We start from the raw sequence: 24,244 nt of genomic DNA on the forward strand, positions 1-24,244 counted from the left end.
ATCGATTGATAATCCAGCCCGCAGTCAATACATATTCAAATGATTCTTGAAAATTGAGCCGCCATGAATCCGCGTGATCTGACGCTTTCCCAGCTCGAACTTTTCGTGCGCATCGCCGACGCCGGCTCGCTCAGCGCCGCCGCACGGCAGTTGCAGCTGACACCGGCCGCCGCCAGCGCTGCACTGAAGCGGCTCGAATCGGCTTTTGGCGCGCGGCTGGTCGAGCGCTCCACCCGTTCGATGCGGCTGACCGCCGAGGGCGAACTGCTGCGCGACCACGCCCGGCGCGCACTGGGCGACATCGACGACGCACGCGCCCTGCTGGGTGCCGGCCGCGAAACGCTGTCAGGCGACATCCACCTCGCGGCACCGTCCGACCTCGGTCGCGGCGCGCTGTCGGCCATGCTGGATCACTTCATCGAACAGCATCCCGGCGTGCGGCTGGCGCTCTACGTGTCCGACACGCTGCAGGACCTGGTGCGCGAGCGGGTCGATCTGGCGGTGCGCTACGGCGAGTTGCCGGATTCGTCGCTGGTCGCTCGCCGGCTGCACGTGACCCGACGCGTGGTGGTGGCCTCGTCCGAGTACGTCGCACGCCACGGCGCGCCGCAGCAGCCGTCCGATCTGACGCGGCACAACTGCATCGCGCTCTATCGCAGCGGACGCCCGCATCTGGCCTGGCGCTTCGAGCGTGGCGGCGTCGACACGACCGTGCGCGTGCAGGGCAATCGGCTCGCCTACGACGGCGCGCTGGTGCGCCAGTGGGTGCTGCAGGGTCTGGGCATCGCCACCAAGGCACGGCTGGACGTGGTGGACGACCTGCACGCCGGGCGCCTGGTCGAACTGCTGACCGACTGGCGCGGCGAGGATTTCCCGCTGCACGCAATGCTGCCAGCGGGCAGGCACATGCCGCTGCGGGTCAGACGCCTGCTCGACTTCCTTGGCGAACGGTTCGCTCAGATCGAACCGGACGCGCTACCCGGCGGCTGAGCGATGCGTATCGGCCCGCGCCAGTCGGCATCCGGATCTCGCACATCGCCGCCCTGGGTGACGACGACGCGACCTTCGCGCGCCAGGCGGCGGGCGACTTCGCGGATCTTGGGCATCAGCGGGCGCCAGTCGTCCGGCGACAGCACGCGCGCGACTTCGGACGGACAGATCGAGCGCCCGTGCGCGCGCCGGGCGACCCGTGCGAGCAACACCTCCGCGACGCGGTCGTCGCTCAGCGCGTCATCGGCCGCGCCGGATCGCTGCACCACTCGCTCCACGAACCGGGATAGAGCTGCGCCCCGGACAGGCCGGCCACTTCGAGCGCCAGCAGGTTGTGGCAGGCGGTAACGCCGCTGCCGCACTGCATGACCAGCGAAGCCGGATCGCGGCCGCCGATCAGTTCCCGCCACTCTGCGCGCAACACGTCGGCCGGCTTGAAGCGGCCATCGTCACCGATATTGAGCTTGAAGAAGCGGTTCACCGCACCGGGAATATGGCCGCCGACCGGGTCCAGCGTCTCGTTTTCGCCGCGGAAGCGGTCGGGCGCGCGGGCGTCGACCAGCAGGCGTCCGCCGCTGCGCAGACTGGCGAGAACGGCGTCGGCGTCCAGCGTCGCCTCGACCGCGCCAAGCGGATAGTCGGTGCGCGGCAGATCGCGCACCGTCGTGTCGAGCGCGCCGCCGAACGCCTTCCACGCGCTCAGGCCACCATCGAGCACCGCGGCATCGCGGTGACCGACCCAGCGCAGCATCCACCACAGGCGGGCAGCGAACATGCCGCCGGCGTCGTCATAGGCCACCACGCGATGCGCCGGCGAAATGCCGCGAGCGCCGAGCAGCGCGACGAAATCCTGTGGCGACGGCAGCGGATGGCGACCGTTGCGGCCGGTCTTCGGCGCCGACAGGTCGCGATCCAGATGCATGAACAGCGCGCCGGGGATATGCGCTTCGCGCCACGCCGCCTCGCCGGATGCCGGCTGCGCAAGATCGTGACGGCAATCGACGATGACCAGGCGGGCATCGCCCGCCGCGGCGGCGGCCAGTTCGGCCGCGGAAATGAGCACACTCATCGTTCAGACGGTCTCCGCCAGCCAGTCGCGCGCAGCCGCTTCATCGTCGAACACGGTCACGTCGGCGTCGACGAATACCTGCGACAGCCAGGCCGTCCACGCCACCCACGGCGTGCCGGCGATCACTGCGACCCGTCCGAAATCGTGGCTGTGCGCGCGTGCGAACCGCAGTTCCTCAAGCGCCATGTCGAGCGTGAAGTCGGTCATCTGCCGCAGGTCGATCAGCAGGTTCACGACGCCTTCGAACTTGATCCGGTAATTGACCAGGTCCTCGAACTCCCGATAGTCGGCCAGCGTGAATTCGCCGAAGGCCGTCACCGTCACCAGGTTGCCGCTGTATTCGCTCGTGATCATTTTTCTTCCCTCCAGGGGTCTGCCGACACAGAGGCGGGGCGCGCCCCGCACTTCGACTATAGCTTCGCCGGCGGCGGATTGAGCATCGCCAGCACACCGCTTGCGACAATCAGCACCATGCCCAGCCAGACCGCGGCCGACGGCACATCGTTCCACAGCAGCACGCCGTAAAGCGTGGAGAAGGCCACTGTGGTGTAGGCCAGACTGGCCGACACCAGCGTGCGCCCGCCCTTGTACGCCGTGGTCATGCACAGCTGGGCTGCGGCGCCGAACACGCCAACGCCCAGCAGCAACGCACAGGTGCGCTGATCCGGCAGGTGAAAGCCGCCGTCGATCAGCGCCCACACGGCGCCGAACACCGAGGAGCAGAGCGAGAAGTAGAGCACGGTGCGCCATTCCGGCTCACCCAGCTGACCGAGGTCGCGCACGCTCAGATAGGCCATGGTCGCGATCATCCCCGAAGCGAGGCCGCACAGGCCGCCGACCCACTGCTCGCTGTCCAGCGTCGGCTGCAGGACCAGAACGACGCCGGCAAAGCCGGTCACCAGCGCCAGCGCGACCGGCTTCGACAACTCTCCACTGACGGTGAAGCCCAGCCAGGCCGCCATGAACAGTGGCGACGTGTAATTCAGCGTCACCGCCGTCGGCAACGGCAACAGTGCAATGGCCTGGAAATACAGGATGAGCGAAATCGCGCCGGACACGCCGCGCTTCAGATGCATCGCCGCGTGCGGCGTAGCGAACGACGCGCCGCGCATGCGCATGACGGCTGCGATCAGCAGCAAGGAAATGAAGGCACGGTAGAAAGCGATCTCGGAGGCGGGCAACGCCTCGCTGGCCAGCTTCACGCAAACGCCCATGGACGCGAACAGCAGACTGGCCGCCACCATCCACAAGGACTTCACGACGCCTGCTCCGGCAAGAAAACGGGGCACCGAAGTGCCCCGTCACGCCCGCTGTACCGTGCTGCGCTCAAAGATAGTCCACCATTTCGCGCCGGTACCACTCGTGGAAGTGCTGCATGCCGTCTTCCATCGGCGACTGGTAGGGGCCGACCTCGGAACGACCCTGCTTCATCAGCGCGCGCCGGCCAGCGTCCATGCGCTCGCCGATCTCGTCGTCCTCGCGCGCCGTTTCCATATAGGCCGCGCGCTCGGCTTCGATGAATTCGCGCTCGAACAGCACGATCTCTTCCGGGTAGTAGAACTCGACCACATTCATCGTGCGATCGACCGACTGCGGATACAGGGTGCTCACGACGAGCACGTGCGGATACCACTCGACCATGATGTTCGGGTAGTAGGTCAGCCAGATCGCACCGTGCGGCGGCACTTCGCCCCGGTAGAAGTCCAGCACCGCGCGGTGCCAGCGCTCGTAGGCCGGCGTGCCGGGACGCGCCAGACGGTTGTTCACGCCGACGCGCTGCACCGAATAGTCGCGCGCGAACTGCCAGCTCAGGTCCTCGCAGGTGACGAACTTGCCCAGCCCCGGGTGGAAGGGCTCGACGTGGTAGTCCTCGAGATAGACCTCGATGAAGGTTTTCCAGTTGTAGTTGCACTGGTGCATCTCGACGTGATCGAGCATGTAGCCCGAGAAGTCGAGCGCGGGAGCGACCTCCATGCCGGCAAGATCGGCGGCGATGTCGCGCTTGCCGGAGAACAGCAGTCCCTTCCAGTTCTGCAGCGGCTGGCGCTTCAGGTTCAGGCAGGGCGTGTTCGGGAAGTGCGGCGCGCCCAGCAGTTCGCCACGCGTGTCGTAAGTCCAGCGGTGCACCGGGCAGACGATGTTCGGCGTGTTGCCGCGCCCCTTCATCATCAAGGCCTGACGATGGCGGCACACATTGGACAGCAGTTCGATGCCGGCCTCGTTGCGCACCAGCATCAGCGCATCGTCGGCCCAGCCGAGGGTGTGATAGTCGCCGACGTTCGGCACCATCAACTCATGGCCCACATAGCCCGGTCCGTTGTCGAAAAGCACACGCTTCTCGAGTTCGAACAACGGCTGATCGAAGTACCAGGAAACCGGAAACTGCGATTGCGCCGGTTCAAGACGGGTAATGGACTGTATATCGGACATTCCCCAACCCCCGAAGTCAAAGTTGGAAAACCGCGTGCCTGCCATCGCGGACCCCGCGGCGCAGGGATTCATGCGACCACGGACGATGCACGCAAACGCGTGACAAAGCCGGGCAGTATAACCACTTGCGCGTTTGACCGGCTGATGTGGATCAGCTATTTTTCAGAGTTTGCCCGACGCCCCAATCAGCATGACCAGAAAAGCAGAAGCGGCTTCCGCACCCGCCAGCTTCGAGCAGGCGATCGAAGAACTCGAAGCCATCGTGCGTGCGATGGAGGACGGCAAGCTGCCGCTGGACGGTGCGCTCGAACGCTATCAGCGCGGCGTCGAACTGGTGCGCCATTGTCAGACCGCGCTCAGCGCGGCCGAACAGAAAGTGCAGATGCTGGAGGACGGTCTGCTGCGCGACCTGCCGGTTGGCGATGGCGATCATGACTGACGCCGCACCCTCTTTCGCCGACTGGGTCACTGCCGTCCAGACGCGCACCGAAACCGCACTCGACCGCTTCCTGCCCACCGCGGCGGTAGCGCCGTCACGACTGCACGATGCAATGCGCTACGCGGTGCTTGGCGGCGGCAAGCGCGTGCGTCCGCTGCTCTGTCACGCCGCTGGCGCGCTGTCGGGCGCCTCGAGCGCGGCACTCGATGCCGCCGCCTGTGCGGTCGAACTGATACACGCCTATTCACTGGTACACGACGACATGCCCTGCATGGACGACGACGTGCTGCGCCGCGGCAAGCCTACCGTGCACGTGCAGTACGACGACGCCACCGCGCTGCTGGTGGGCGACAGCCTGCAGTCCCTCGCTTTCCTGCTGTTGTCCGAACATTGCGATGTCGCCGCCGACACCCGCGTCAGAATGGTCAGCCAGCTCGCCATCGCGTCGGGGTCGCGCGGCATGGCCGGCGGGCAGGCGATCGACCTGGCGTCGGTCGGTATCGCGCTTGGCGTGGCCGAACTCGAGTTCATGCACATCCACAAGACCGGCGCCCTGATCCGCTGCGCGGTCCGCCTCGGAGCCGCCTGCGGACAACTGGACGTAGACGCACAGGCGCGACTGGACCACTATGCAGGTACTGTCGGCCTTCTTTTCCAGGTGGTCGACGACGTGCTCGACTGCGAGGCCAGTACCGAGGCACTCGGCAAGACCGCGGGCAAGGACGCCGCCGCGAACAAGCCGACCTACGTCAGCACGCTGGGACTTGCGCGCGCGCGTGAGCGCGCTCGCGAACTGCACGCCGAAGCGATCGACAGCCTTTCGTCCTTCGGGGACGAAGCGCGTCGCCTGCGCGAACTGGCGGATTTCGTGCTGACGAGGAAACACTGATATGGACAGATCCCTGCACACGATGAGCGCCTACCCGCTGCTGGAAACGATCGACTCGCCGGCCGACGTCCGCAAACTCGACAGCCGTCGGCTTTCCCAGCTCGCCACGGAATTGCGCGCCTTTCTGGTCGAATCGGTGTCGCGCACCGGTGGTCACCTGTCGTCCAATCTCGGCACGGTGGAACTGACTGTGGCACTGCACCACGTCTACAACACCCCCGACGACCGCATCGTCTGGGACGTCGGTCATCAGACCTACGCGCACAAGATACTCACGGGTCGCCGTGAAGGCATGGCGACGCTGCGCCAGTACAAGGGCGTAAGCGGCTTTCCGCGCCGCTGCGAAAGCCCTTACGACACCTTCGGCACGGCGCATTCGTCCACCTCGATCTCGGCCGCCCTGGGCATGGCCATCGCGGCCCGCGCCCTGGGGCAGAAGCGGCACAGCATCGCAGTGATCGGTGACGGCGCGATGACTGCCGGCATGGCGTTCGAGGCGCTGAACAACGCAGGCGTCGAGGACGCCGACCTGCTGGTCATCCTCAACGACAACGACATGTCAATCTCGCCGCCGGTCGGCGCGCTGAACAAGTACCTCACCCGCCTGCTGTCCGGCCACACCTACAACGCCGCCCGCCGTGCCGGCGCCAAGGTGCTCGAGATCGCGCCGTCGCTGCGCGAGTTCGCCAAGCGCGCGGAAGAACACGTGAAGGGCATGATCACGCCGGGCACGCTGTTCGAGGAATTCGGATTCCATTACTACGGCCCGATCGACGGCCACGACCTCGACGCGCTGATCCCGACGCTGGAGAACCTGCGCGAACTGCCGGGCCCGAAGTTCCTGCACGTGATCACGAAGAAGGGATACGGCTACAAGCTGGCCGAGGCCGACCCCATCCTCTATCACGGCGTCGGCAAGTTCGATCACCATGCCGGCATCCAGACCGGCAAGAGTGGCGGCAAGCCAACCTACACTCAGGTGTTCGGCGACTGGCTGTGCGACATGGCTGCCCGCTGCGACAAGCTGATGGCGATCACGCCGGCGATGCGCGAAGGCTCGGGCATGGTGCGCTATGCTGCGGAGTACCCGCAGCGCTACTTCGACGTGGGCATCGCGGAGCAGCACGCGCTCACCTTTGCCGCCGGACTTGCCTGCGAAGGTATCAAGCCGGTGGTAGCGATCTACTCGACCTTCCTGCAGCGCGCCTACGACCAGCTCATCCACGACATCTGCCTGCAGAACCTGCCGGTCATGATGGCGCTGGACCGCGCCGGTCTGGTCGGTGCCGACGGCGCCACCCACCATGGGGCCTTCGATCTGTCCTATCTGCTCTGTCTGCCCAATCTCGTCGTGATGACGCCGAGCGACGAGAACGAATGCCGGCAGATGCTCTACACCGCGTACATGCACAAGGGGCCCACTGCAGTGCGTTACCCGCGCGGCAGCGGCCCCGGCGTGGTACCGCAGGACACGATGACCGCGTTGCCGATCGGTCGCGGCGAACTTCGGCGTGCGGGTCAGGGTGATGCCGCTCTGCTCGCCTTCGGCGCCATGCTGACGCCGGCACTTGCGGTTGCCGACGAGTTCGACGCCAGCGTGGCCAATATGCGCTTCGCCAAGCCACTGGACGAAGCCCTGGTGATCCAGCTTGCGCAGAAGCACCGGCTCATCGTCACGCTGGAGGAAAACGCGCTGATCGGTGGCGCTGGCGCGGAGGTCGAGCGGGTGATTCACAACGCGGGCCTGTCCTGTCGGGTGCTGCGCATCGGCTTGCCCGATCGCTTCGTCGATCACGGGGATCCGGCACTGCTTTACGCGGAAGTCGGGCTCGACGCGGCCGGCGTGCGCGCCCAGGTGGCCGCCGCACTGCAGGCACTCTCGCGCTGAACTCCCGGCCTCGGCGAAAATGAAAGCCCGGCACTGCCGGGCTTTTTTCATGCGTCGCAGCTTGAGTGGATCAGAACCCGATGTTAATCTACATGCAACAAATGATCATGTAGAGAAACCAGGGGGTCAGCATGAATGCTCGCGATCCGCACACTATTCCCGACGTCCAGAACACACTGGACCCGCGCGAACTGCCGATCGAGAAAGTCGGCATCCGCGGCATCCGTCACCCGATCAGCGTGCGTGGCCGCGATGGCTGGGTACAGGGCACCGTGGCCGAATGCGGCCTCTTTGTCAGCCTGCCTGCCCATCTGAAAGGCACGCACATGTCGCGCTTCGTGGAACTGCTGAACGGTCTGGAGACGCCGCTCGCACCTCCGGTTTTCGAGGCTCTGGTCCGCGCCATGCTCGATCGCCTGGAAGCCGACAGCGGCGAAATATCGCTGCGCTTCCCCTATTTCCGACGGAAATCGGCGCCGGTGTCGGGCGTACAGAGCGTGCTCGACTACGAGGTCGGCTTCACCGCGCGTGTCGGCTCTGACAGTGGCTATACCTTCACCCTGCGCGTGCTGGTGCCGGTTACCAGCCTGTGCCCCTGCTCGAAGAGAATTTCGCAGTACGGCGCGCACAATCAGCGCTCACACGTGACGATAGAGGCCGTCATCGAAGGCAATCTGATGGTCGAGGACCTGATCGACATTGTCGAGCAGGAGGCCTCCTGTGATCTGTATGGCCTGCTCAAGCGCCCGGACGAGAAGTACGTGACCGAGCGCGCCTACGAAAATCCGAAATTCGTCGAGGACATGGTGCGCGACATCGCCGCCCGGCTGAACACCGAGGAAAGGGTGCGTGCCTATACGCTGGAGGTGGAGAACTTCGAGTCCATCCACAATCACTCCGCCTGGGCACAAGTGAGTGCCGACAAGCGCCAGACGCGCGTGCAATAAAAAAGGGACCTCGCGGTCCCTTTTTTATTGCTGCCAGCCGGATCTCAGGCTGCGCTCTTCGGCGCGCTGCGCTTGGCCAGCTTTTCCTTGATGCGCGCCGACTTGCCCGAACGCTCACGCAGGTAGTACAGCTTGGCGCGACGCACGTCGCCACGGCGCTTCACTTCGATCGACGCGATCAGCGGCGAATAGGTCTGGAAGGTACGCTCGACACCTTCGCCGCTGGAAATCTTGCGGACGATGAAGTTCGAGTTCAGGCCACGGTTACGCTTGGCGATCACGACGCCTTCGTAGGCCTGGACACGCTTGCGGTCGCCTTCGACCACGTTCACGTTGACGATGACGGTGTCGCCCGGCGCGAAGTCGGGGATGTTCTTGCCCAGACGGGCGATTTCTTCCTGCTCGAGTTGCTGGATCAGATTCATGTCTTGACTCCTGGTCTATGGCATTGCCTTGCCGCAGAGCACGTTTGCCGTGATGCGCGCGTTTTGTTGGGGGAACGGCATGACGACTGCCGTCCGCGGTACTGCAAAAAACTACTTCTCTTCCTGCGCCAGCAGATCCGGACGACGCCTGCGCGTCAGTTCCAGCGCCTGCTCGGCGCGCCAGCGACGTATCCGCGCGTGGTCGCCGGACAGCAACACCTCGGGCACCGGCCTGCCGTCCCAGACCTCAGGACGGGTGTAGTGCGGGCAATCGAGCAGCCCGCCGACGAAGGAATCCTCGACCGCGGACGCTGCATCGTTCAGCGCGCCCGGCAGCTGACGGATGATCGCGTCCATCAGCGCCATCGCCGGCAGTTCGCCACCGGACAGCACGAAGTCGCCCAAGGACAGCTCCAGATCGACATCGCGGTCGATCAGCCGCTGATCCATGCCCTCGTACCGACCGCAGAGCAGTATCAAGGCCGGCTCGGCTGCCAGATCCATCACCCGCCGGTGCGTCAGACGCTCACCGGCCGGCGAGAAATGCACGACCTTGACCGATCCCGGATGACGCGCCTTGCAACTTGCGATCGCCTGAGCCAACGGTTCAGCCAGCATCACCATGCCCGGACCACCGCCGTAAGGTCGGTCGTCAACGGTGCGGTGCGCGTCCGTCGCGAAATCGCGCGGATTGGTATGCCGGACCTGCCACAACGATCTTTCCATCGCCCGCCGCGTGATGCCGCTGCGTTCGATGGCTGAAAACATTTCCGGGAACAGCGAAATCACCTCGAAGGTGACTGGCCTCCCCGCTTGCACACCACTTACCACTGCGCGTCCCATTCGACACGCACGACCGCTGCTTCGCGGTCCACGTCCTTCACCACCGCCGAAACGAAGGGGATCAGGCGCTCTACCGCATTGTCTGCCCCGGCTGCGTCATCGACGACGACCAGCACATCGTTCGCACCGGTTTCCAGCAGCCGGTCCACACGACCGAGCCGTTCGCCTGACTGATTGACGACTTCGAGGCCGATCAGATCGCCCCAGTAGTACTCGTCATCTTCCGTATCCGGCAGATCGTGGCGCTGAGCGGCAACATACAGGCCGACCAGCTTTTCCGCCGCGGTCCGGTCGTCACAGCCCTCGAAGCGAACGACGGGTCCCTTGGCCTGAAGCTTGAAGCCATCGAGCTTGAGCTCGCGCCAGCGTTCCGGCGCAGCATCCGCATCGGCGCTGACCAGCCAACGCTCGATCACCTTCCAGGACTGCGGATCGTCGCCAAAGGCCTGCAGATGCAACCAGCCCTGCACGCCGAACGGAGCGGCAATGCGCCCCAGTACGACCATTGCTTCGGAAACGTGCTTGATCAGGCTGCCTGCTGCTTGACCAGACGGGCAACCGTCGGGCTCAGCTGGGCGCCGACGCTCTGCCAGTAGGCCAGACGTTCGGCATTGACCGACAGGCTGGTGGTGCCTTCAGGAGCGACCGGGTTGTAGTAACCGACGCGCTCGATGAAACGACCATCGCGACGATTGCGCGAGTCGGTGGCGATGATGTTGAAGAACGGGCGCTTCTTGGCACCCCCACGCGCGAGGCGAATAACGACCATTACGATTCCTTCGAAACGAGGAAAACCCGCGATGTTAGCGAAGTACCGGAGTTACCGCAAGGACTGCCCGCTACTCAGCCGACCGGGTTCTGCTGCCTGAGCACGACCTGCTGAACCAGCGCACGCAGACGGGCCGGCCGCACCGGCTTGTGCAGCACCGGGTAGCCGCGTGCAGCGGCCATGCGACGAACCTGCGGGTCGGTGTCGCCGGTCACCAGCGCGGCCGCGATGTCCCCGCTCTGTTCGGCCAGCAGCGCGTCGAGCACGTCGATACCGCTGGCCACGGCAGCCAGGCGGAAGTCGCACAGGATGAGCGACGGCACCTTGTCGCGCTGTCTCATCATGTCGCGCGCTTCCGAAAGGTTGGCCGAGCAGAGTACCTCGCACCCCCAGGATGCAAGCAGGCCGGCAATGCTGGTGCGCGACCCCGGGTCGTCATCGATCACCACGACGAATACTGACAGGGGTACCTGCAACGGTTCCGGTTCGCCTGTCTGATGACGCCCCACCGGCGCCGCAACAACCGGCACTTCAATCGAGAACACCGAGCCGCGCCCCGCTCGCGAGCGGATCGCCACGTCGTGCCCGAGCAGGCCGGTCAGCCGGCGCACGATGGCGAGACCCAGGCCGAGGCCCTGCCCGCGCGCCCGCGCCGGGTTCTGCAACTGATAGAACTCCTCGAAAATCATGTCGTGCGCCTCGGGCGGAATACCCGGCCCTGAGTCGCGCACCTCGATCACCGCACTGGCGCCGCGCCGTCGTACGACCACCAGTACGCCGCCGCGCTGCGTGTAGCGCACCGCATTCGACAGCAGGTTGATCATGATGCGTTCGAGCAACAAGGGGTCCGACTCGACCCACAGATCGGTCGCCCGGAGCTTCAGTCGCAGGCCACGCTGCAGCGCGTCGGCGGCGAAGTCCTCGACGATGCGGGCAAGCATGGGCTGCAGCGGGAATTCCGACCGGCGCACCGTCACGCCGCCGGCGTCAAGCTTGGACATGTCCAGCAGTGCGTCGAGCAGATCTTCCATGGCGCCGACCGATTCCTCGATCTGTCGGATCAGCGTACGGTGCTCCGATCCACGCAGGCGCTCGGCCAGTTCGGCCACGAACAGTCCCAGCGCGTGCATGGGCTGCCGCAGGTCATGGCTGGCGGCAGCAAGGAAACGCGACTTCGCATGATTGGCGCGCTCCGCTTCGTCGGTGCGACTGCGCAGCTGGCGGGTGGCATCCGCAATCCTCGCCTCGAGTTCGTCGCGTGCGCGCAGCAAGCGCTCGGCCATGCCGTTCACGCCCTCGGCCAGCACGCGCAGCGAACCGCCGCCAAATACCGACACGCGCGCGGTGAGGTCACCCTCGCCGATGCGGCGCACCGCGCGCGACACTTCGCGCACCGGCCCGGTCACCGTCTGGCTGATGCGCATCGCGAACGCACTCGCCGCCAGCAGCGCAGCTGCGACGACGATGGCCGTAGTGACGATGAAATCACCCTTCATCGCATCGACCCGCTGGCGCGACACCTCGACCAGCACCCAGCCCACCGGCTGCCGATCGGCCGGCATCTCGCTCAGACCGTCGAATACGTCCGGATCATCGAGTACCGCACTGCGCAGTATCGGCTCGACGAACATCAACGAATGTTCGAGCTCGATCAGCGCAAGCCCCGCCGGGCGCCTGCCCGGCACGTAGGCTTCCGGACTGAGTTCGCCGCCGGATACCACGAGGTCGCCATCACGACTCGAGACCATGATGCCGCTTACGTCGCGCTCGCGACGCGCCGCTTCGATCAGCGACACCAGCGACTCAGTATTGCCGGAAAACACCCCGTAGTCGGCAGTGGCCGCCACTTGCCGCGCAGTCGCGCGCCCGCGCTCGACCAGGCCGTTCTCAAGTTCGGCCAGCCGGTGCAGCACCATCCAGATGCCGGCCGCGATGCCGAACACGACGACCGGCGCCAGCGCGACCAGCAGCACGCGTTGCCGAATGCCCCAGCGTTTCATGGCAGTCGCTCCTGGCGGACCAGTTTGTCGCGCAGCGCGTCGCCATCCTCGATGCGCAGCCCGAGCGAGCGCGCGACGTGCGCGTTGACCGACACGGTGAAATGTCGAGGATGGCGCGGCGCCGGCCAGGTGCGCTCGCGCATCCAGAAGGCGATCGCGTCCGCCGTCTGGCGGGCGATCTGCTCCGGTGTCGAATACAGGGACATGACGGCACCGGCACGCGCGTACGCCGCCGAGAAGCCGACCACCGGCACCCGCGCACGAAACGAAGTGAGCAGAAGATTGCGTATGGTTCCCGCGTTATGCACCTGCGGATCGGGCAGCGCCAGGAAGACGTCGGCGTTGTCGAGCACCTGCGACAGCGCTGCGAACAGCGACGACTCGCCGGTGAAGCTGCCGCTCGATATCTGCATCGAAGTGCCGGCAACGGCATTCTTCAAGGGCTGCAGGCGCTCCGGGTCGGCGGCATCGTAGAGCACGCCGATCCGTCGGGCCTCGGGCAGCGCGATACGTATCAGGTCGACCTGGCGGATGAAGGGCTGATCGATGTGTATGGCCGACCAGCGGCGCGTGTTGCCCGCGACCAGCATCGACTCGAATGCGTTCTGCGGCACCAGCACGCTGAGCACGGGCGTGGGCACGTCCGCCTGCACCACAGTGCGCAAGGCCCCGGCACCGACCGCGATCACGGCGTCGTGCGCGGTCAGGGAGGCTGCATTGAAATCGTTCCGCGTCGCCACTGCCAAGGAGAAACCGCCGCGGGCGCTGCGCTCGTTCTTCAGCGCCTCGGCAAATTCGCCATAGGCGCCGCCCGGCTCGCTCAACAGCACGAGCACGGACGCCGCCTGCGCCAGCCCGCACAGCAGCAGTGAACAGAGCATCAAGAGCATGCGCACGGCGAGGCCGATGCGGCCGACGCGTGTCATTGCGGAGAACGAGTGTATTGACGCCAGCACTCGCGCGCGGGGCAAGCCCGATGGGAAGGGAAGACGCAACGAGTATGCAGCAAGGGCGTCCGGCGCATCATCATCCGAAGGGCTGATGATGCGCACCTGCCGACGATCAGCGCTGGCCGAGCGCCTGCGCGATCTGTTCCTGCATGCGCCAGGCCGCCGCCGCCGGATCGGCCGCGTTGCGGATCGGCCGCCCGACCACCAGATAGTCGGCGCCGTTGGTCAGCGCCTGCGCAACATCGACCGTGCGCTTCTGGTCATCGACCGGGCGATTCTCGACCGGCCGGATGCCCGGCGTCACCACCAGGATGCGCTCGCCCAGTTCGGCGCGGATGTGCGGCGCCTCCAGTCCCGACGACACGACTCCGTCGCAGCCCGCGGCCAGCGCGCGCCGAGCGCGCGACAGCACCAGCGCATCGACATCGCAGGCAAAGCCCAGATCGTCGAGGTCGCCCCGATCCAGGCTGGTGAGCACGGTGACGGCGAGTATCTTCAGCGCCCCCTTGTCGGCGCCGGCGGCTTCCATGATGGCCTGGTTGCCGTGAATGGTCGCGAAGGTGGCTCCGCTCGACGACAGCGCGCGTACCGCGGAGCGCACGGTTTCGGGCACATCGAAGAACTTCAGGTCGACGAAAACCTTCTTGTTTCGTGCGATCAACCAATCGAGCAGTTCGAAGTAGTTGCCGCTCATGAACAGTTCGAGGCCAATCTTGTAGAAGCGGACGGCGTCGCCGAGCTGGTCGACGATGGCACGCGCCTGGTCCGCAGAGGGCACGTCAAGCGCAACGATGAGCCGATCGGCGGGGTCGATGGCGGCCTTGGACTGGACGGAGGAATTAGGCATGTTCATGGTGCGGACGGAAAGTGAGGCGTATGGCCTGCGCAGACAAAACACGAGTTTACTAGAATCAGCGCTCTACACGTCCTTGCGCCCCACCCCGATGTCCGCCCCTGCCCCCGTTACTGCCGCGCCCGACAGCCTTTTGCGCTCGGCAAAGACCGGGGATCCATTGCGGACAGTACTCGACTGGCTGGCAACACCCGCCGCCGGCGATCCCGGGCACGAGGCGGCCGCGCTGGCCACCTGCCTCGGCGTACTTGCCCAGGCGCGCATGGACGCGCCGGCGCGGGTACGCGTGCTCGACATCTTCCATGACCGCGCGCTGGCCTGCGCAACGGCACTGAAACCGCAGCTTGCCGCCAGCGCGCTGCCGGTGCCGGCCACGCTGCGCGATGCCGCCGATCTGCTGTGCGACGCGGTGATGCAGATTGCGCGCAGCTATCTCGACGCCCTGCAGGCGCGCGCCGCACACAAGCCGTCGCGCGCGGCCGGGCACGCCATGCTCTGCCTGCTCGACGTCTATGCCCTGCGCACGCTGACCGCAGCCGACGTACCGCCAGGCATGTGGACAACGGCGCACGCCCTGCTGATGCACGCCCGCATGATGGCCACGCCGGCCACCCAGATCGCCGGCTCGGCGGACGCCGAACAGCTGCACCGCGAATTGATCGCGCTCGAACTGGCCCAGCCGCCGCACCTGGCGCCAGCCGATTTCTTCAACATCGCCGACTACGTGCGCAGCTATTCCGGCGCGGTACAGATCCAGTCGAACCCGCCGCATCGCGACCTCGATTCCTGGTTCTGGATAGACGACGAGCACGATCACGGCCCGACGCCGCTGCTGCGGGCGGCGCCCGATCCGGAACGCGGTCCGCACATCCTCTACTGCTCCTGCCAGCGGCTCGGTCAGGTGCTGGCCCATCATCTCGACCTGATCGACGAAGGCGGCAACGTTGCCGACATGTACCTGCCCGCCTGTCTCGGTCAGACGCGCACGCGACGTCTGCTACGCCGCCTGCAGGCGCGCTGGATGGCGATGCCGCGACGCCAGCACGCACGACGCGAACGTGGCCAGGCGATACGCATGCTGATCGGCTTCGACGCGATATGGCACCTGCTCGAACGGCGCGATCCAGCCGCCGACTGGGACAACCAGACCACCGGCTGGACCTTGCTCAACGACAGCCCGAACGGTTTCGCGCTGCGCCTCGATACCGGCCCGACCGGTCTGGTCCGGCCCGGCCTGCCGGTGCTGATCAAGGGCAGCGGCAGTCGCAACTGGATGATCTGCGTCGTGCGCTGGGCGCGCAGCGCCAGTGCGGGCGCCATCGATGTCGGGGTGGAACTGCTCAGCCACGGCGCCCAGGCGGCGACCGTCGTGTTCGAGGCATCGGGGTCGCGCGCCGCCGTACCCGCGCTGCGACTGCCGCCGCTCACCAGTCACCGCCCGCACCCCTGCATCATGCTGCCGCCCGGAGAAGCCAATGGCCGGGACATGCTCATCGCACACAACTCGGGCGGACGCTACCGGCTCGGCGACGCCCGCCTGTCCGATCTCGACCTGCAGACGCAGGCCTTCGAACTGTTCGAGATCGAGGAAATGAGCGCCAACATGAGCGGTGGTCGGTCCGATCCTGCCAGCCGCCCCTGAGTCACCCGGAGTGCCGCACGCTCCGGTCGTGCAGCACGGCGGTCACCGCCGCGCCGAACAGCACGATGGACCAGAACAGGTAGAGCCAGAGCAGAAAAACCGGCAGCGTGGCCAGCGCGCCATAGACCACCGCATAACCGGGCATGTGCTCGATGTACAGACTGAGCACCTTCTGCATCAGCGTGAGCAGCGCGGTTGCCACGACGGCGCCCCACAGCGCGGGGCGCAGGCCGACGGCGGCGCGCGGCAGGGTGCGGTAGAGCAAAAGCAGGAAACCGGCGGTGACCAGCGCTGCCGCACTGCGCAGCAGGAAAACCTTGACCCAGGCCGGTTCATTCACCATGCCGAGCGAGGCGGTGACGAGGTAGAGGCTCAGCGCCGTGCCGGCGCCGAGCGCGAACGGAGCGAGTACCGGCAGCGCCAGATAGATCAGCGCAGTGCGCCGTAGCCGCCGGGGCGGTCGCTGCGGCCACATCGCATTGAGCGCGTGGTCGGCGGTGCGCACCCACACCCAGGCACTGCCGAGCAGGAGCAGCAGATCGACCAGCGACAGCCGCCGCGCCTTGGCGACGAAGCGCGTCGCGTGGCGCACGACCGACGAGCCTGCGTCGTCCGGCAGCAAGGAGCCGGTAAGGTAAGCCTGCAGCGGCTTGCCGAACTGCAGCGCGTCCGGCAGCCAGACGGACAGCTGACGCACCAGTACGATCAGCGGCACCAGCGCGAACAGCAAGGCGAACGCGAGCGCGGCCGCCGACTGCGCGGCGCGGCCCTCGCGGTGTCGCGATGCGGCTGCACCCAGCACGTGAAAAGGACGAATCAGAAGATCGATCAGCGGTGAAGACATCAGGGAAGGTGGCAGGCCCGTCAGCAGATCGGGACCGGCAAAGCTGTACACTCCGGGCCTCATTCTGCTGGATGGCCCGCATTGAAAGAAATTCTCGTCCTCTACTACAGCCGCTACGGATCCACGCTGAACCTGGCACGCCAGATCGGCCGCGGCATCGATTCGGTCGACGGCGCGGCGGCACGCCTGCGTACCGTGCCGCCGGTATCGACCGTCTGCGAGGCGACCGCTGCGGCCGTACCGGACAGCGGCGCGCCCTATGCGGAAGCCCGCGACCTCGACGAATGCATCGGCCTCGCCCTCGGCAGTCCGACCCGCTTCGGCAACATGGCCGCGCCGCTGAAGTACTTTCTTGACGGCACCAGCCCGCAGTGGCTGGCCGGTGCGCTCGCCGGCAAACCAGCCGCGGTGTTCACCTCGACCACGTCCATGCACGGCGGGCAGGAAAGCACCCTGCTGAGCATGATGCTGCCGCTGCTGCACCACGGCATGCTCGTAGTCGGCCTGCCCTATTCCGAACCCGATCTGTCGACCACGCCGGACGGTGGCACGCCCTACGGCGCCAGCCACGTGAGCGGGCACGACGGGCGGACGCAGCTGTCGGAAGCCGAAGCACGACTCGCCTTTGCGCTCGGCCACCGGCTTGCGCTGACCGCACTCAAACTCGCCGCCTGACCATGACCGCACGACACTGGAACCTGCTGGCCTCGTCCAGCCTGATCGCCCTCATCCTGCTCGGCCTCGCCTGGGAGCTGTGGCTGGCTCCGCTGCGACCGGGCGGTTCGTGGCTGGTGCTGAAGATAGTGCCGCTGCTGGGCGCGCTGTTCGGCATCCTGCGCGGCAAGCGCTACACCCATCAGTGGATGTCGCTGCTCAGCCTCGCCTACTTCACCGAGGGCATCGTGCGCGCCACTTCCGACAGCAGCCCGTCGGCACAGCTGGCCTTCGTCTATACGCTGCTGTCGGTAGCGCTGTTCCTTGGCTGCCTGTTCTACTCGAAGCTGACCGCGCCGAGCCGGCTCGCGCAATCGCGCTAGCCGGCGCGCCGTCGTTCAGATCGGGCTTTCGCCCTGCGGATTCAGCTTCTGCACGCCCTGCAGTTTGTTCAGCGCATTGATGTAGGCCTTGGCGGAGGCGACGATGATGTCGGTGTCGGCGCCCTGGCCATTGACGATGCGCCCACCCAGTGCGAGACGCACCGTCACTTCGCCCTGCGCATCGGTGCCGGTGGTGATCGCGTTAACCGAGTAAAGCAGCAGTTCGGCACCGCTCTTCGCCACCGATTCGATGGCACAGAAAGCCGCATCGACCGGCCCGCTGCCATTGGACGACACCTTCACTTCGCGCCCGCCGTCCGACAGCGTGACCACGGACTGCGGCAGTTCCCCGGTTTCCGAGCGCGAGCTCAGCGCGACCAGCTTGTACTGCTCCTGCTCCGGCGTGACCGCTTCGTCGCTCATCAGCGCCTGGATATCCTCGTCGAAGATTTCGTGCTTCTTGTCAGCCAGCTCCTTGAAGGCGGCGAAAGCGACATTCAGTTGCTCCTCCGACTCGACCACGATGCCCAGTTCGGTCAGTCGGGCGCGGAAGGCGTTGCGGCCCGAGTGCTTGCCGAGCACCAGCTTGTTGGTATTCCAGCCCACGTCCTCGGCACGCATGATTTCGTAGGTTTCGCGGTGCTTGAGCACGCCGTCCTGGTGGATGCCGGATTCGTGCGCAAAAGCGTTGGCGCCAACGACGGCCTTGTTCGGCTGCACCGGATAGCCGGTGATGGTCGACACCAGGCGCGAAGCCGGCACGATCTGCGTCGCGTCGATGCGCGTCTCGACACCGAACACGTCGCGGCGCGTGCGCACGGCCATCACGATCTCCTCCAGCGAAGCGTTGCCCGCGCGCTCGCCCAGACCATTGATGGTGCACTCGACCTGACGGGCGCCGGCCATCACCGCGGCCAGCGAATTGGCGACCGCCATGCCGAGGTCGTTGTGACAGTGCGTCGACCACACCACCTTGTCGGCGCCGGGCACGCGCTCGATCAGGATGCGCATGCGCTCGGCCCACTGCGCCGGTACCGAGTAACCGACGGTGTCCGGCACGTTGATCGTCTTCGCGCCGGCCTTGATCACCTCGGTGAACACGCGCACCAGGAAGTCGATGTCGGAGCGCACCGCGTCTTCGGCCGAGAATTCGACGTCCTCGGTGTACTCGCGCGCCCAGCCGATCGCCTTGATCGCCTGCTCGACCACCTGGTCGGGGCTCATTCGCAGCTTCTTCTCCATGTGGATGGGGCTGGTCGCGATGAAGGTGTGGATGCGGCCGCTGGCTGCCGGCTTGATCGCCTCGCCAGCGCGACGGATGTCGTTCTCGCTGGCGCGCGCCAGCGAACAGACGGTGGATTCGCGGATGGTTTCAGCCACCGCACGCACCGATTCGAAGTCACCGTTGGAGGCGGCCGCAAAGCCGGCCTCGATCACGTCCACGCGCATGCGCTCAAGCTGGCGGGCGATACGCAGCTTCTCGTCGCGCGTCATCGACGCGCCCGGGCTCTGTTCGCCGTCGCGCAGCGTGGTGTCGAAAATGATGAGGCGGTCGGTCATTGCAATCTCCGGGGCGCGTCCGCGGCGAGGCGGGCGCGCAAGGTCGTTTCTTCAAACAGGCGGCTGGCCGCGAACGGCACAGGGTCGCGAATATAGTCGCCGGGCCGCGCCGCGACAACGGCGTACCGGCTCAGGCCTCCGGTGGCGTCGGTGGCAGTTGCGGCTTGCGCCGCGAGAAGCGGATCAGCCACATGACGTAGCCGGACAGGCCGTAGGCAACGAACAGGCTGAACAGCACCACCGGCGGGTTGACCGACACGGCGACGAAGGCCAGCACGAAGCCGAAAATGACGATGAAGGGCACGCTGCGGCGCAGGTTGATGTCCTTGCCGCTCCAGAATTTCACGTTGCTCACCATGGTCAGGCCGGCAAACAGCGTGATGACGAAGGCCGCCCAGCGCATGTCCGGTCCGGTGTAGCCGTTGTCCGTCGCGACCCAGACGAGGCCGGCCACCAGCGCCGCGGCGGCCGGGCTGGGCAGGCCCTGGAAGTAGCGCTTGTCGACGGTACCCAGATTGGTGTTGAAGCGGGCCAGGCGCAGCGCTGCGCCGGCGCAGTAGATGAAGGCGGCGATCCAGCCCCACTTGCCCAGACCGCGCATGGCCCACTCATAGGCGATGAGGGCCGGGGCGGCACCGAAGGACACCATGTCGGACAGCGAATCGAACTCGGCGCCGAAGGCCGATTGCGTATGGGTGAGTCGCGCGACACGGCCGTCGAGACCGTCGAGCACCATGGCGATGAAGATGGCGACGGCCGAGTATTCGTAGCGTCCGTTCATCGCCTGCACGATGGCGTAGAAACCTGCGAACAACGACGCCGTCGTGAACAGGTTGGGCAGAATGTAGATGCCGCGCCGGCGTTTCACCGGATCGGCAGGCTTGATGTATTGCGGGTCGTATTCGGACATGCATTCACTCCGACGAACCATGCGCGGGATCACCGCCGCACGGTTTTTGCGTTTCAGGCCGGTTCGGCCCCCGATGCTCGCGACGCCCGCTTCATGGACAGACTGCGCCCCGGCGCCGCGAACTGACGACAGGCTGCGAGCCGCCCCGAACGTATCAGGATGACGCGCATCGCGGAAGCGTCCGATGATGACGCGAGTGCCCCTCGCGCGCCCCGCATCGCCCGGCCTGGAATGCAAAAAGGCCCGGTGGCCCGGGCACGGATGTGCCGGAACCGCCGGGCCAGGCGGGACGCCAATCAGTTCTTCGACTGGTCGACCAGCTTGTTCTTGGTGATCCACGGCATCATGCCGCGCAGTTGCGCACCAACCTTCTCGATCTCGTGGGCGGCGGTCAGGCGGCGACGGGCGGTCATCTCCGGATAGTTGGTCCGGCCTTCGAGGATGAAGTTCTTGGCGTAGTTGCCATTCTGGATGTTGGCCAGGCATTCCTTCATCGCGGCACGGGCTTCGCCAGCGATCACGCGCGGGCCAGTGACGTACTCACCGTATTCCGCGTTGTTCGAGATCGAGTAGTTCATGTTGGCGATGCCGCCTTCGAAGATCAGGTCGACGATGAGCTTCACTTCGTGCAGGCACTCGAAGTAGGCCATTTCCGGCGCGTAACCGGCTTCGGTCAGCGTTTCGTAACCGGCCTTGATCAGCTCGACCAGACCACCGCACAGCACGGCCTGTTCGCCGAACAGGTCGGTTTCGGTCTCTTCGCGGAACGAGGTTTCGATCACGCCGCCCTTGGTGCCGCCGTTCGCAGCCGCGTACGACAGCGCGAGGTCACGCGCCTTGCCCGACTTGTCCTGGTACACGGCGATCAGCGACGGGACACCGCCTCCGCGCAGGTACTCGGAACGCACGGTGTGGCCCGGGCCCTTCGGGGCGACCATGACGACGTCCAGGTCTTCGCGCGGAATGACCTGGTTGTAATGGATGTTGAAGCCGTGGGCGAACGCCAGGGTCGCGCCCTTCTTGATGTTCGGCTCGACGTCGCCGTAATACACCTGCGGAATGTTCTCGTCCGGCAGCAGGATCATGACCAGATCGGCACCCTTCACCGCGTCGGCCACTTCCTTCACCTTCAGGCCAGCGCCTTCCGCCTTCTTCCACGACGCGCCGCCCTTGCGCAGGCCGACCGTGACCTTGACGCCGGAATCCGACAGGTTCTGTGCGTGGGCATGGCCTTGCGAACCGTAGCCGACGATGGTGACTTTCTTGCCTTTGATCAGGGACAGGTCTGCGTCCTTGTCGTAGAAGACTTTCATGGGTTTTCCCTTGTGCTGTGTAGGTTTATGCGGTGCTGCGGGCTGGAGCGGAATGCGGTGTGCGGATCAGAGGCGCAGGATGCGGTCGCCGCGGCCGATGCCGGCGACGCCGGTGCGCACGGTTTCCAGGATCAGCGAACTGTCGATCGCGCCGACGAAGGAATCGAGCTTGGCGGTGTTGCCGGTCAGTTCGATCACATAGGTCGAGTCGGTCACGTCGATGATGCGGCCGCGGAAGATGTCGGCGACGCGCTTCAGTTCTTCGCGGTCCTTGCCGGTGGCGCGCACCTTGATGAGCATCAGCTCGCGCTCGATGTGCGCGGCTTCCGACAGGTCGACCACCTTGACCACCTCGATCAGCTTGTTCAGCTGCTTGGTGATCTGCTCGATGATGTCGTCCGAGCCGGTGGAAATGATGGTCATGCGCGACAGCGAACCGTCTTCGGTCGGCGCCACGGTCAGCGATTCGATGTTGTAGCCACGCGCCGAGAACAGGCCGGACACGCGCGACAGCGCGCCCGCTTCGTTCTCGATCAGTACGGAAATGACATGCCTCATTGCGAGCGCCTCTTTCTGGAAATCAGGAACCGCCGCCGCGAAGACGGGCTGCCGGAGGCCGGTGCCCGCTGCCTGACAGACCGGTAAGTCCGTCAGGCGGACCCGGCGACGCATGGCTGCCGGGGTCCGCGCACGACAGTGTCGGGGTATTGCGTTACAGGTCCTCGGACGACAGGATCATGTCGGTCAGACCCTTGCCGCCCATCACCATCGGATACACGTTCTCGGTCGGATCGACCTGGAAGTCGATGAACACCAGATCGTTCTTGCGCTTGAAGGCCTCGCGCAGGGCGTCCTCGACGTCACCCGGCTTCTCGACACGGATGCCGACGTGGCCGTAGGCCTCGGCCAGCTTGGCGAAATCGGGCAGCGAATCCATGTAGGACTCGGAATAGCGGTTGCCGTGGATGATTTCCTGCCACTGGCGGACCATGCCCAGATACCGGTTGTTCAGGCTGCAGATCTTCAGCGGAATGCGGTACTGCTTGCAGGTCGACAGTTCCTGGATGTTCATCTGCACCGAACCTTCACCGGTCACCACCGCCACCGGCGAGCCAGGATGGGCAAGCTGCACGCCGATGCCGTAGGGAATGCCCACGCCCATCGTGCCCAGACCGCCGGAATTGAGCCAGCGGCGCGGCTTGTCGAACTTGTAGTACTGGGCCGCCCACATCTGGTGCTGGCCGACGTCGGACGTGATGAAGGCGTCGCCCTTGGTCACTTCCCACAGCTTTTCGACCACGAACTGCGGCTTGATCACTTCGTCGCTCTGCTTGTACTTCAGGCAGTCACGACGGCGCCATTCCTCGATCTGCTTCCACCACTCGCCGAGCGCTTCCTTGTCCGGGCGGTCGTTCGACGCGTCGAGCAGGCGCAGGATGTCGTCCAGCACGTCCGGCAGATTGCCGACGATGGGCACGTCCACCTTCACGCGCTTGGAAATCGACGACGGATCGATGTCGATGTGGATGATCTTGCGCGCAACACGGGCGAAGTCGGCCGGGTTGCCGATCACGCGGTCATCGAAGCGGGCGCCCACGGCGATCAGCACGTCGCAGTACTGCATCGCCATATTGGCTTCGTAATTGCCGTGCATGCCCAGCATGCCGACGAACTGCTTGTCGGTCGCCGGATAGGCGCCCAGGCCCATCAGCGTGTTTGTACACGGGGCACCGAGCGTGCGCACCAGCTTGGTCAGCTTTTCCGAACAGTCGGACAGGATGACGCCGCCACCGGCGTAGATCATCGGGCGCTTGGCTTCCAGCAGCAGCTGGACGGCCTTCTTGATCTGGCCCTGATGCCCCTTGGTGATCGGGTTGTAGGAACGCATCGTGACCGACTTCGGATAATCGAACTCGGCCTTGGCCATCGTGATGTCCTTCGGGATATCGACCAGCACCGGGCCCGGACGGCCGGTCTTGGCGATATAGAAGGCCTTCTTGATGGTGGTCGCGATGTCCTTGACGTCCTTGACCAGGAAGTTGTGCTTGACGCAGGGACGGGTGATGCCGACCGTGTCGCACTCCTGGAAGGCATCCTGACCGATGGCCGCGGTCGGGACCTGACCGGAAATGATCACCATCGGGATCGAATCCATGTAGGCGGTCGCGATGCCGGTGATCGCGTTGGTCACACCGGGGCCGGAGGTCACCAGCGCAACACCGACGCGCTCGGTCGACCGCGAATAGGCGTCGGCCGCATGCAGCGCTGCCTGCTCGTGGCGGACCAGTACGTGCCGGACCTTGTCCTGCTTGAAAAGCTCGTCGTACAGGTACAGCACGGCGCCGCCCGGATAGCCGAAAACATACTCGACCTTTTCTTCCGCAAGGCACCTGACTACAATTTCCGCTCCGGTCAAAAGCATCGCCACACCTGTAAAAAAATTCCG

The 24,244-nt window shown here is 65.7% G+C and carries 26 protein-coding genes; 8 read left to right on the forward strand and 18 right to left on the reverse strand.

The features are described from left to right. The first annotated feature begins 63 nt into the window (after positions 1-63). The gene (locus tag AC51BJ_RS06290) at positions 64-990 is read left to right on the forward strand and encodes a LysR family transcriptional regulator (RefSeq protein ID WP_496279670.1); all 927 of its coding nucleotides are present in this window, start codon (positions 64-66) and stop codon (positions 988-990) included. Here the strand turns inward: AC51BJ_RS06290 and AC51BJ_RS06295 are convergent. From AC51BJ_RS06295 to AC51BJ_RS06315, 5 genes are all read right to left on the reverse strand, one after another. Next, on the reverse strand, positions 957-1,256 hold the full coding sequence (locus tag AC51BJ_RS06295) for a DUF3253 domain-containing protein (protein ID WP_430433041.1): 300 nt from the start codon (positions 1,254-1,256) through the stop codon (positions 957-959). The two genes, AC51BJ_RS06290 and AC51BJ_RS06295, sit on opposite strands and share 34 nt — an antisense overlap. Continuing rightward, positions 1,223-2,059 carry a sulfurtransferase gene (locus AC51BJ_RS06300; RefSeq protein WP_496279671.1) on the reverse strand — a complete coding sequence of 279 codons (837 nt, stop codon included), beginning with the start codon at positions 2,057-2,059 and terminating at the stop codon, positions 1,223-1,225. Before AC51BJ_RS06300 ends, AC51BJ_RS06295 begins: the two co-directional genes overlap by 34 nt. Before the next feature lie 3 nt (positions 2,060-2,062). Then, entirely contained in the window at positions 2,063-2,413 is a 351-nt protein-coding gene (locus tag AC51BJ_RS06305; protein ID WP_020163630.1) for a SpoIIAA family protein, read from the reverse strand. A 56-nt stretch (positions 2,414-2,469) separates the two neighbouring features. After that, the gene (locus AC51BJ_RS06310) at positions 2,470-3,318 is read right to left on the reverse strand and encodes a DMT family transporter (RefSeq protein ID WP_430433038.1); all 849 of its coding nucleotides are present in this window, start codon (positions 3,316-3,318) and stop codon (positions 2,470-2,472) included. Positions 3,319-3,385: 67 nt separating this feature from the next. Further along, complete coding sequence (locus AC51BJ_RS06315) at positions 3,386-4,489, reverse strand: aromatic ring-hydroxylating oxygenase subunit alpha (RefSeq protein WP_496279672.1); 1,104 nt, start codon at positions 4,487-4,489, stop codon at positions 3,386-3,388. A 190-nt stretch (positions 4,490-4,679) separates the two neighbouring features. Here AC51BJ_RS06315 and xseB point away from each other — a divergent pair, with 190 nt between their 5' ends. From xseB to folE2, 4 genes are all read left to right on the forward strand, one after another. Continuing rightward, entirely contained in the window at positions 4,680-4,928 is a 249-nt protein-coding gene (gene xseB / locus AC51BJ_RS06320) for an exodeoxyribonuclease VII small subunit (RefSeq protein WP_019919397.1), read from the forward strand. Then, on the forward strand, positions 4,921-5,817 hold the full coding sequence (locus tag AC51BJ_RS06325) for a polyprenyl synthetase family protein (protein ID WP_496279673.1): 897 nt from the start codon (positions 4,921-4,923) through the stop codon (positions 5,815-5,817). Before xseB ends, AC51BJ_RS06325 begins: the two co-directional genes overlap by 8 nt. A 1-nt stretch (position 5,818) precedes the next feature. Next, positions 5,819-7,705, forward strand: coding sequence for a 1-deoxy-D-xylulose-5-phosphate synthase (gene dxs / locus AC51BJ_RS06330; protein ID WP_430433035.1), 1,887 nt, complete (start codon positions 5,819-5,821; stop codon positions 7,703-7,705). A 131-nt stretch (positions 7,706-7,836) separates the two neighbouring features. Next, positions 7,837-8,652 (forward strand): GTP cyclohydrolase FolE2, encoded by an 816-nt coding sequence (folE2, locus tag AC51BJ_RS06335; RefSeq protein ID WP_496279674.1) that lies wholly within the window; start codon positions 7,837-7,839, stop codon positions 8,650-8,652. 44 nt (positions 8,653-8,696) lie between these two features. On the opposite strand, the gene rplS is transcribed toward folE2, so the two are convergent. The 7 genes from rplS to pyrF all read right to left on the reverse strand — a co-directional run bounded on the left by rplS (position 8,697) and on the right by pyrF (position 14,486). After that, the gene (gene rplS, locus AC51BJ_RS06340) at positions 8,697-9,077 is read right to left on the reverse strand and encodes a 50S ribosomal protein L19 (protein ID WP_019919401.1); all 381 of its coding nucleotides are present in this window, start codon (positions 9,075-9,077) and stop codon (positions 8,697-8,699) included. Between the two features lie 111 nt (positions 9,078-9,188). Continuing rightward, positions 9,189-9,920, reverse strand: a complete 732-nt coding sequence (gene trmD, locus AC51BJ_RS06345) for a tRNA (guanosine(37)-N1)-methyltransferase TrmD (RefSeq protein WP_496279675.1) — start codon at positions 9,918-9,920, stop codon at positions 9,189-9,191. After that, positions 9,902-10,426 (reverse strand): ribosome maturation factor RimM, encoded by a 525-nt coding sequence (gene rimM / locus AC51BJ_RS06350; protein WP_496279676.1) that lies wholly within the window; start codon positions 10,424-10,426, stop codon positions 9,902-9,904. Before rimM ends, trmD begins: the two co-directional genes overlap by 19 nt. 20 nt (positions 10,427-10,446) lie before the next feature. Beyond that, the gene (gene rpsP / locus AC51BJ_RS06355; protein ID WP_019919404.1) at positions 10,447-10,689 is read right to left on the reverse strand and encodes a 30S ribosomal protein S16; all 243 of its coding nucleotides are present in this window, start codon (positions 10,687-10,689) and stop codon (positions 10,447-10,449) included. Positions 10,690-10,763: 74 nt separating this feature from the next. Beyond that, the gene (locus tag AC51BJ_RS06360) at positions 10,764-12,689 is read right to left on the reverse strand and encodes a hybrid sensor histidine kinase/response regulator (protein WP_496279677.1); all 1,926 of its coding nucleotides are present in this window, start codon (positions 12,687-12,689) and stop codon (positions 10,764-10,766) included. Continuing rightward, the gene (locus AC51BJ_RS06365) at positions 12,686-13,741 is read right to left on the reverse strand and encodes an ABC transporter substrate-binding protein (RefSeq protein ID WP_496279678.1); all 1,056 of its coding nucleotides are present in this window, start codon (positions 13,739-13,741) and stop codon (positions 12,686-12,688) included. Before AC51BJ_RS06365 ends, AC51BJ_RS06360 begins: the two co-directional genes overlap by 4 nt. A gap of 10 nt (positions 13,742-13,751) precedes the next feature. Continuing rightward, positions 13,752-14,486: an orotidine-5'-phosphate decarboxylase gene (pyrF, locus tag AC51BJ_RS06370; RefSeq protein WP_496279679.1), complete on the reverse strand. Its 735-nt coding sequence runs from the start codon at positions 14,484-14,486 to the stop codon at positions 13,752-13,754. A gap of 166 nt (positions 14,487-14,652) precedes the next feature. Here pyrF and AC51BJ_RS06375 point away from each other — a divergent pair, with 166 nt between their 5' ends. Further along, positions 14,653-16,134 (forward strand): cyclic-di-GMP receptor FimW-related protein, encoded by a 1,482-nt coding sequence (locus tag AC51BJ_RS06375; RefSeq protein WP_496279680.1) that lies wholly within the window; start codon positions 14,653-14,655, stop codon positions 16,132-16,134. A 1-nt stretch (position 16,135) separates the two neighbouring features. Here AC51BJ_RS06375 and AC51BJ_RS06380 read toward each other — a convergent pair whose 3' ends face one another. Beyond that, positions 16,136-17,029 (reverse strand): YihY/virulence factor BrkB family protein, encoded by an 894-nt coding sequence (locus AC51BJ_RS06380; RefSeq protein ID WP_496279681.1) that lies wholly within the window; start codon positions 17,027-17,029, stop codon positions 16,136-16,138. A 30-nt stretch (positions 17,030-17,059) separates the two neighbouring features. Between AC51BJ_RS06380 and wrbA the strand changes: the two genes are divergently transcribed. Both wrbA and AC51BJ_RS06390 read left to right on the forward strand, forming a co-directional pair. Next, entirely contained in the window at positions 17,060-17,653 is a 594-nt protein-coding gene (gene wrbA / locus AC51BJ_RS06385) for an NAD(P)H:quinone oxidoreductase (RefSeq protein WP_496279682.1), read from the forward strand. A 2-nt stretch (positions 17,654-17,655) separates the two neighbouring features. After that, positions 17,656-18,015 carry a DUF2069 domain-containing protein gene (locus AC51BJ_RS06390; RefSeq protein ID WP_496279683.1) on the forward strand — a complete coding sequence of 120 codons (360 nt, stop codon included), beginning with the start codon at positions 17,656-17,658 and terminating at the stop codon, positions 18,013-18,015. Between the two features lie 15 nt (positions 18,016-18,030). Here the strand turns inward: AC51BJ_RS06390 and AC51BJ_RS06395 are convergent, their stop codons facing one another. The 5 genes from AC51BJ_RS06395 to AC51BJ_RS06415 form a co-directional block, all read right to left on the reverse strand. Next, on the reverse strand, positions 18,031-19,575 hold the full coding sequence (locus tag AC51BJ_RS06395; RefSeq protein WP_304004042.1) for a 2-isopropylmalate synthase: 1,545 nt from the start codon (positions 19,573-19,575) through the stop codon (positions 18,031-18,033). Positions 19,576-19,705: 130 nt separating this feature from the next. Beyond that, the gene (gene pssA / locus AC51BJ_RS06400; RefSeq protein WP_020163612.1) at positions 19,706-20,485 is read right to left on the reverse strand and encodes a CDP-diacylglycerol--serine O-phosphatidyltransferase; all 780 of its coding nucleotides are present in this window, start codon (positions 20,483-20,485) and stop codon (positions 19,706-19,708) included. Between the two features lie 296 nt (positions 20,486-20,781). Further along, positions 20,782-21,798 (reverse strand): ketol-acid reductoisomerase, encoded by a 1,017-nt coding sequence (gene ilvC / locus AC51BJ_RS06405; RefSeq protein WP_008062093.1) that lies wholly within the window; start codon positions 21,796-21,798, stop codon positions 20,782-20,784. Positions 21,799-21,864: 66 nt separating this feature from the next. Next, a complete protein-coding gene (gene ilvN / locus AC51BJ_RS06410; RefSeq protein ID WP_019919414.1) occupies positions 21,865-22,356 on the reverse strand; it encodes an acetolactate synthase small subunit in 492 nt (163 codons plus the stop codon). Positions 22,357-22,510: 154 nt separating this feature from the next. Continuing rightward, positions 22,511-24,220: an acetolactate synthase 3 catalytic subunit gene (locus AC51BJ_RS06415; protein WP_019919415.1), complete on the reverse strand. Its 1,710-nt coding sequence runs from the start codon at positions 24,218-24,220 to the stop codon at positions 22,511-22,513. Positions 24,221-24,244: the final 24 nt, after the last annotated feature.

The organism is Methyloversatilis sp. S146-33 (genome assembly GCF_059552495.1).

Coding starts and splice junctions, on each gene's coding strand:
- trmD (WP_496279675.1), bottom strand. CDS start 9,920: ATGGGACGCGCAGTGGTAAGTGGTGTGCAAGCGGGGAGGCCAGTCACC.
- AC51BJ_RS06300 (WP_496279671.1), bottom strand. CDS start 2,059: ATGAGTGTGCTCATTTCCGCGGCCGAACTGGCCGCCGCCGCGGCGGGC.
- rimM (WP_496279676.1), bottom strand. CDS start 10,426: ATGGTCGTACTGGGGCGCATTGCCGCTCCGTTCGGCGTGCAGGGCTGG.
- AC51BJ_RS06315 (WP_496279672.1), bottom strand. CDS start 4,489: ATGTCCGATATACAGTCCATTACCCGTCTTGAACCGGCGCAATCGCAG.
- ilvC (WP_008062093.1), bottom strand. CDS start 21,798: ATGAAAGTCTTCTACGACAAGGACGCAGACCTGTCCCTGATCAAAGGC.
- AC51BJ_RS06325 (WP_496279673.1), top strand. CDS start 4,921: ATGACTGACGCCGCACCCTCTTTCGCCGACTGGGTCACTGCCGTCCAG.
- folE2 (WP_496279674.1), top strand. CDS start 7,837: ATGAATGCTCGCGATCCGCACACTATTCCCGACGTCCAGAACACACTG.
- rpsP (WP_019919404.1), bottom strand. CDS start 10,689: ATGGTCGTTATTCGCCTCGCGCGTGGGGGTGCCAAGAAGCGCCCGTTC.
- AC51BJ_RS06360 (WP_496279677.1), bottom strand. CDS start 12,689: ATGAAACGCTGGGGCATTCGGCAACGCGTGCTGCTGGTCGCGCTGGCG.
- AC51BJ_RS06415 (WP_019919415.1), bottom strand. CDS start 24,220: ATGCTTTTGACCGGAGCGGAAATTGTAGTCAGGTGCCTTGCGGAAGAA.
- pssA (WP_020163612.1), bottom strand. CDS start 20,485: ATGTCCGAATACGACCCGCAATACATCAAGCCTGCCGATCCGGTGAAA.
- dxs (WP_430433035.1), top strand. CDS start 5,819: ATGGACAGATCCCTGCACACGATGAGCGCCTACCCGCTGCTGGAAACG.
- AC51BJ_RS06390 (WP_496279683.1), top strand. CDS start 17,656: ATGACCGCACGACACTGGAACCTGCTGGCCTCGTCCAGCCTGATCGCC.
- rplS (WP_019919401.1), bottom strand. CDS start 9,077: ATGAATCTGATCCAGCAACTCGAGCAGGAAGAAATCGCCCGTCTGGGC.
- pyrF (WP_496279679.1), bottom strand. CDS start 14,486: ATGCCTAATTCCTCCGTCCAGTCCAAGGCCGCCATCGACCCCGCCGAT.
- AC51BJ_RS06305 (WP_020163630.1), bottom strand. CDS start 2,413: ATGATCACGAGCGAATACAGCGGCAACCTGGTGACGGTGACGGCCTTC.
- ilvN (WP_019919414.1), bottom strand. CDS start 22,356: ATGAGGCATGTCATTTCCGTACTGATCGAGAACGAAGCGGGCGCGCTG.
- AC51BJ_RS06290 (WP_496279670.1), top strand. CDS start 64: ATGAATCCGCGTGATCTGACGCTTTCCCAGCTCGAACTTTTCGTGCGC.
- AC51BJ_RS06395 (WP_304004042.1), bottom strand. CDS start 19,575: ATGACCGACCGCCTCATCATTTTCGACACCACGCTGCGCGACGGCGAA.
- xseB (WP_019919397.1), top strand. CDS start 4,680: ATGACCAGAAAAGCAGAAGCGGCTTCCGCACCCGCCAGCTTCGAGCAG.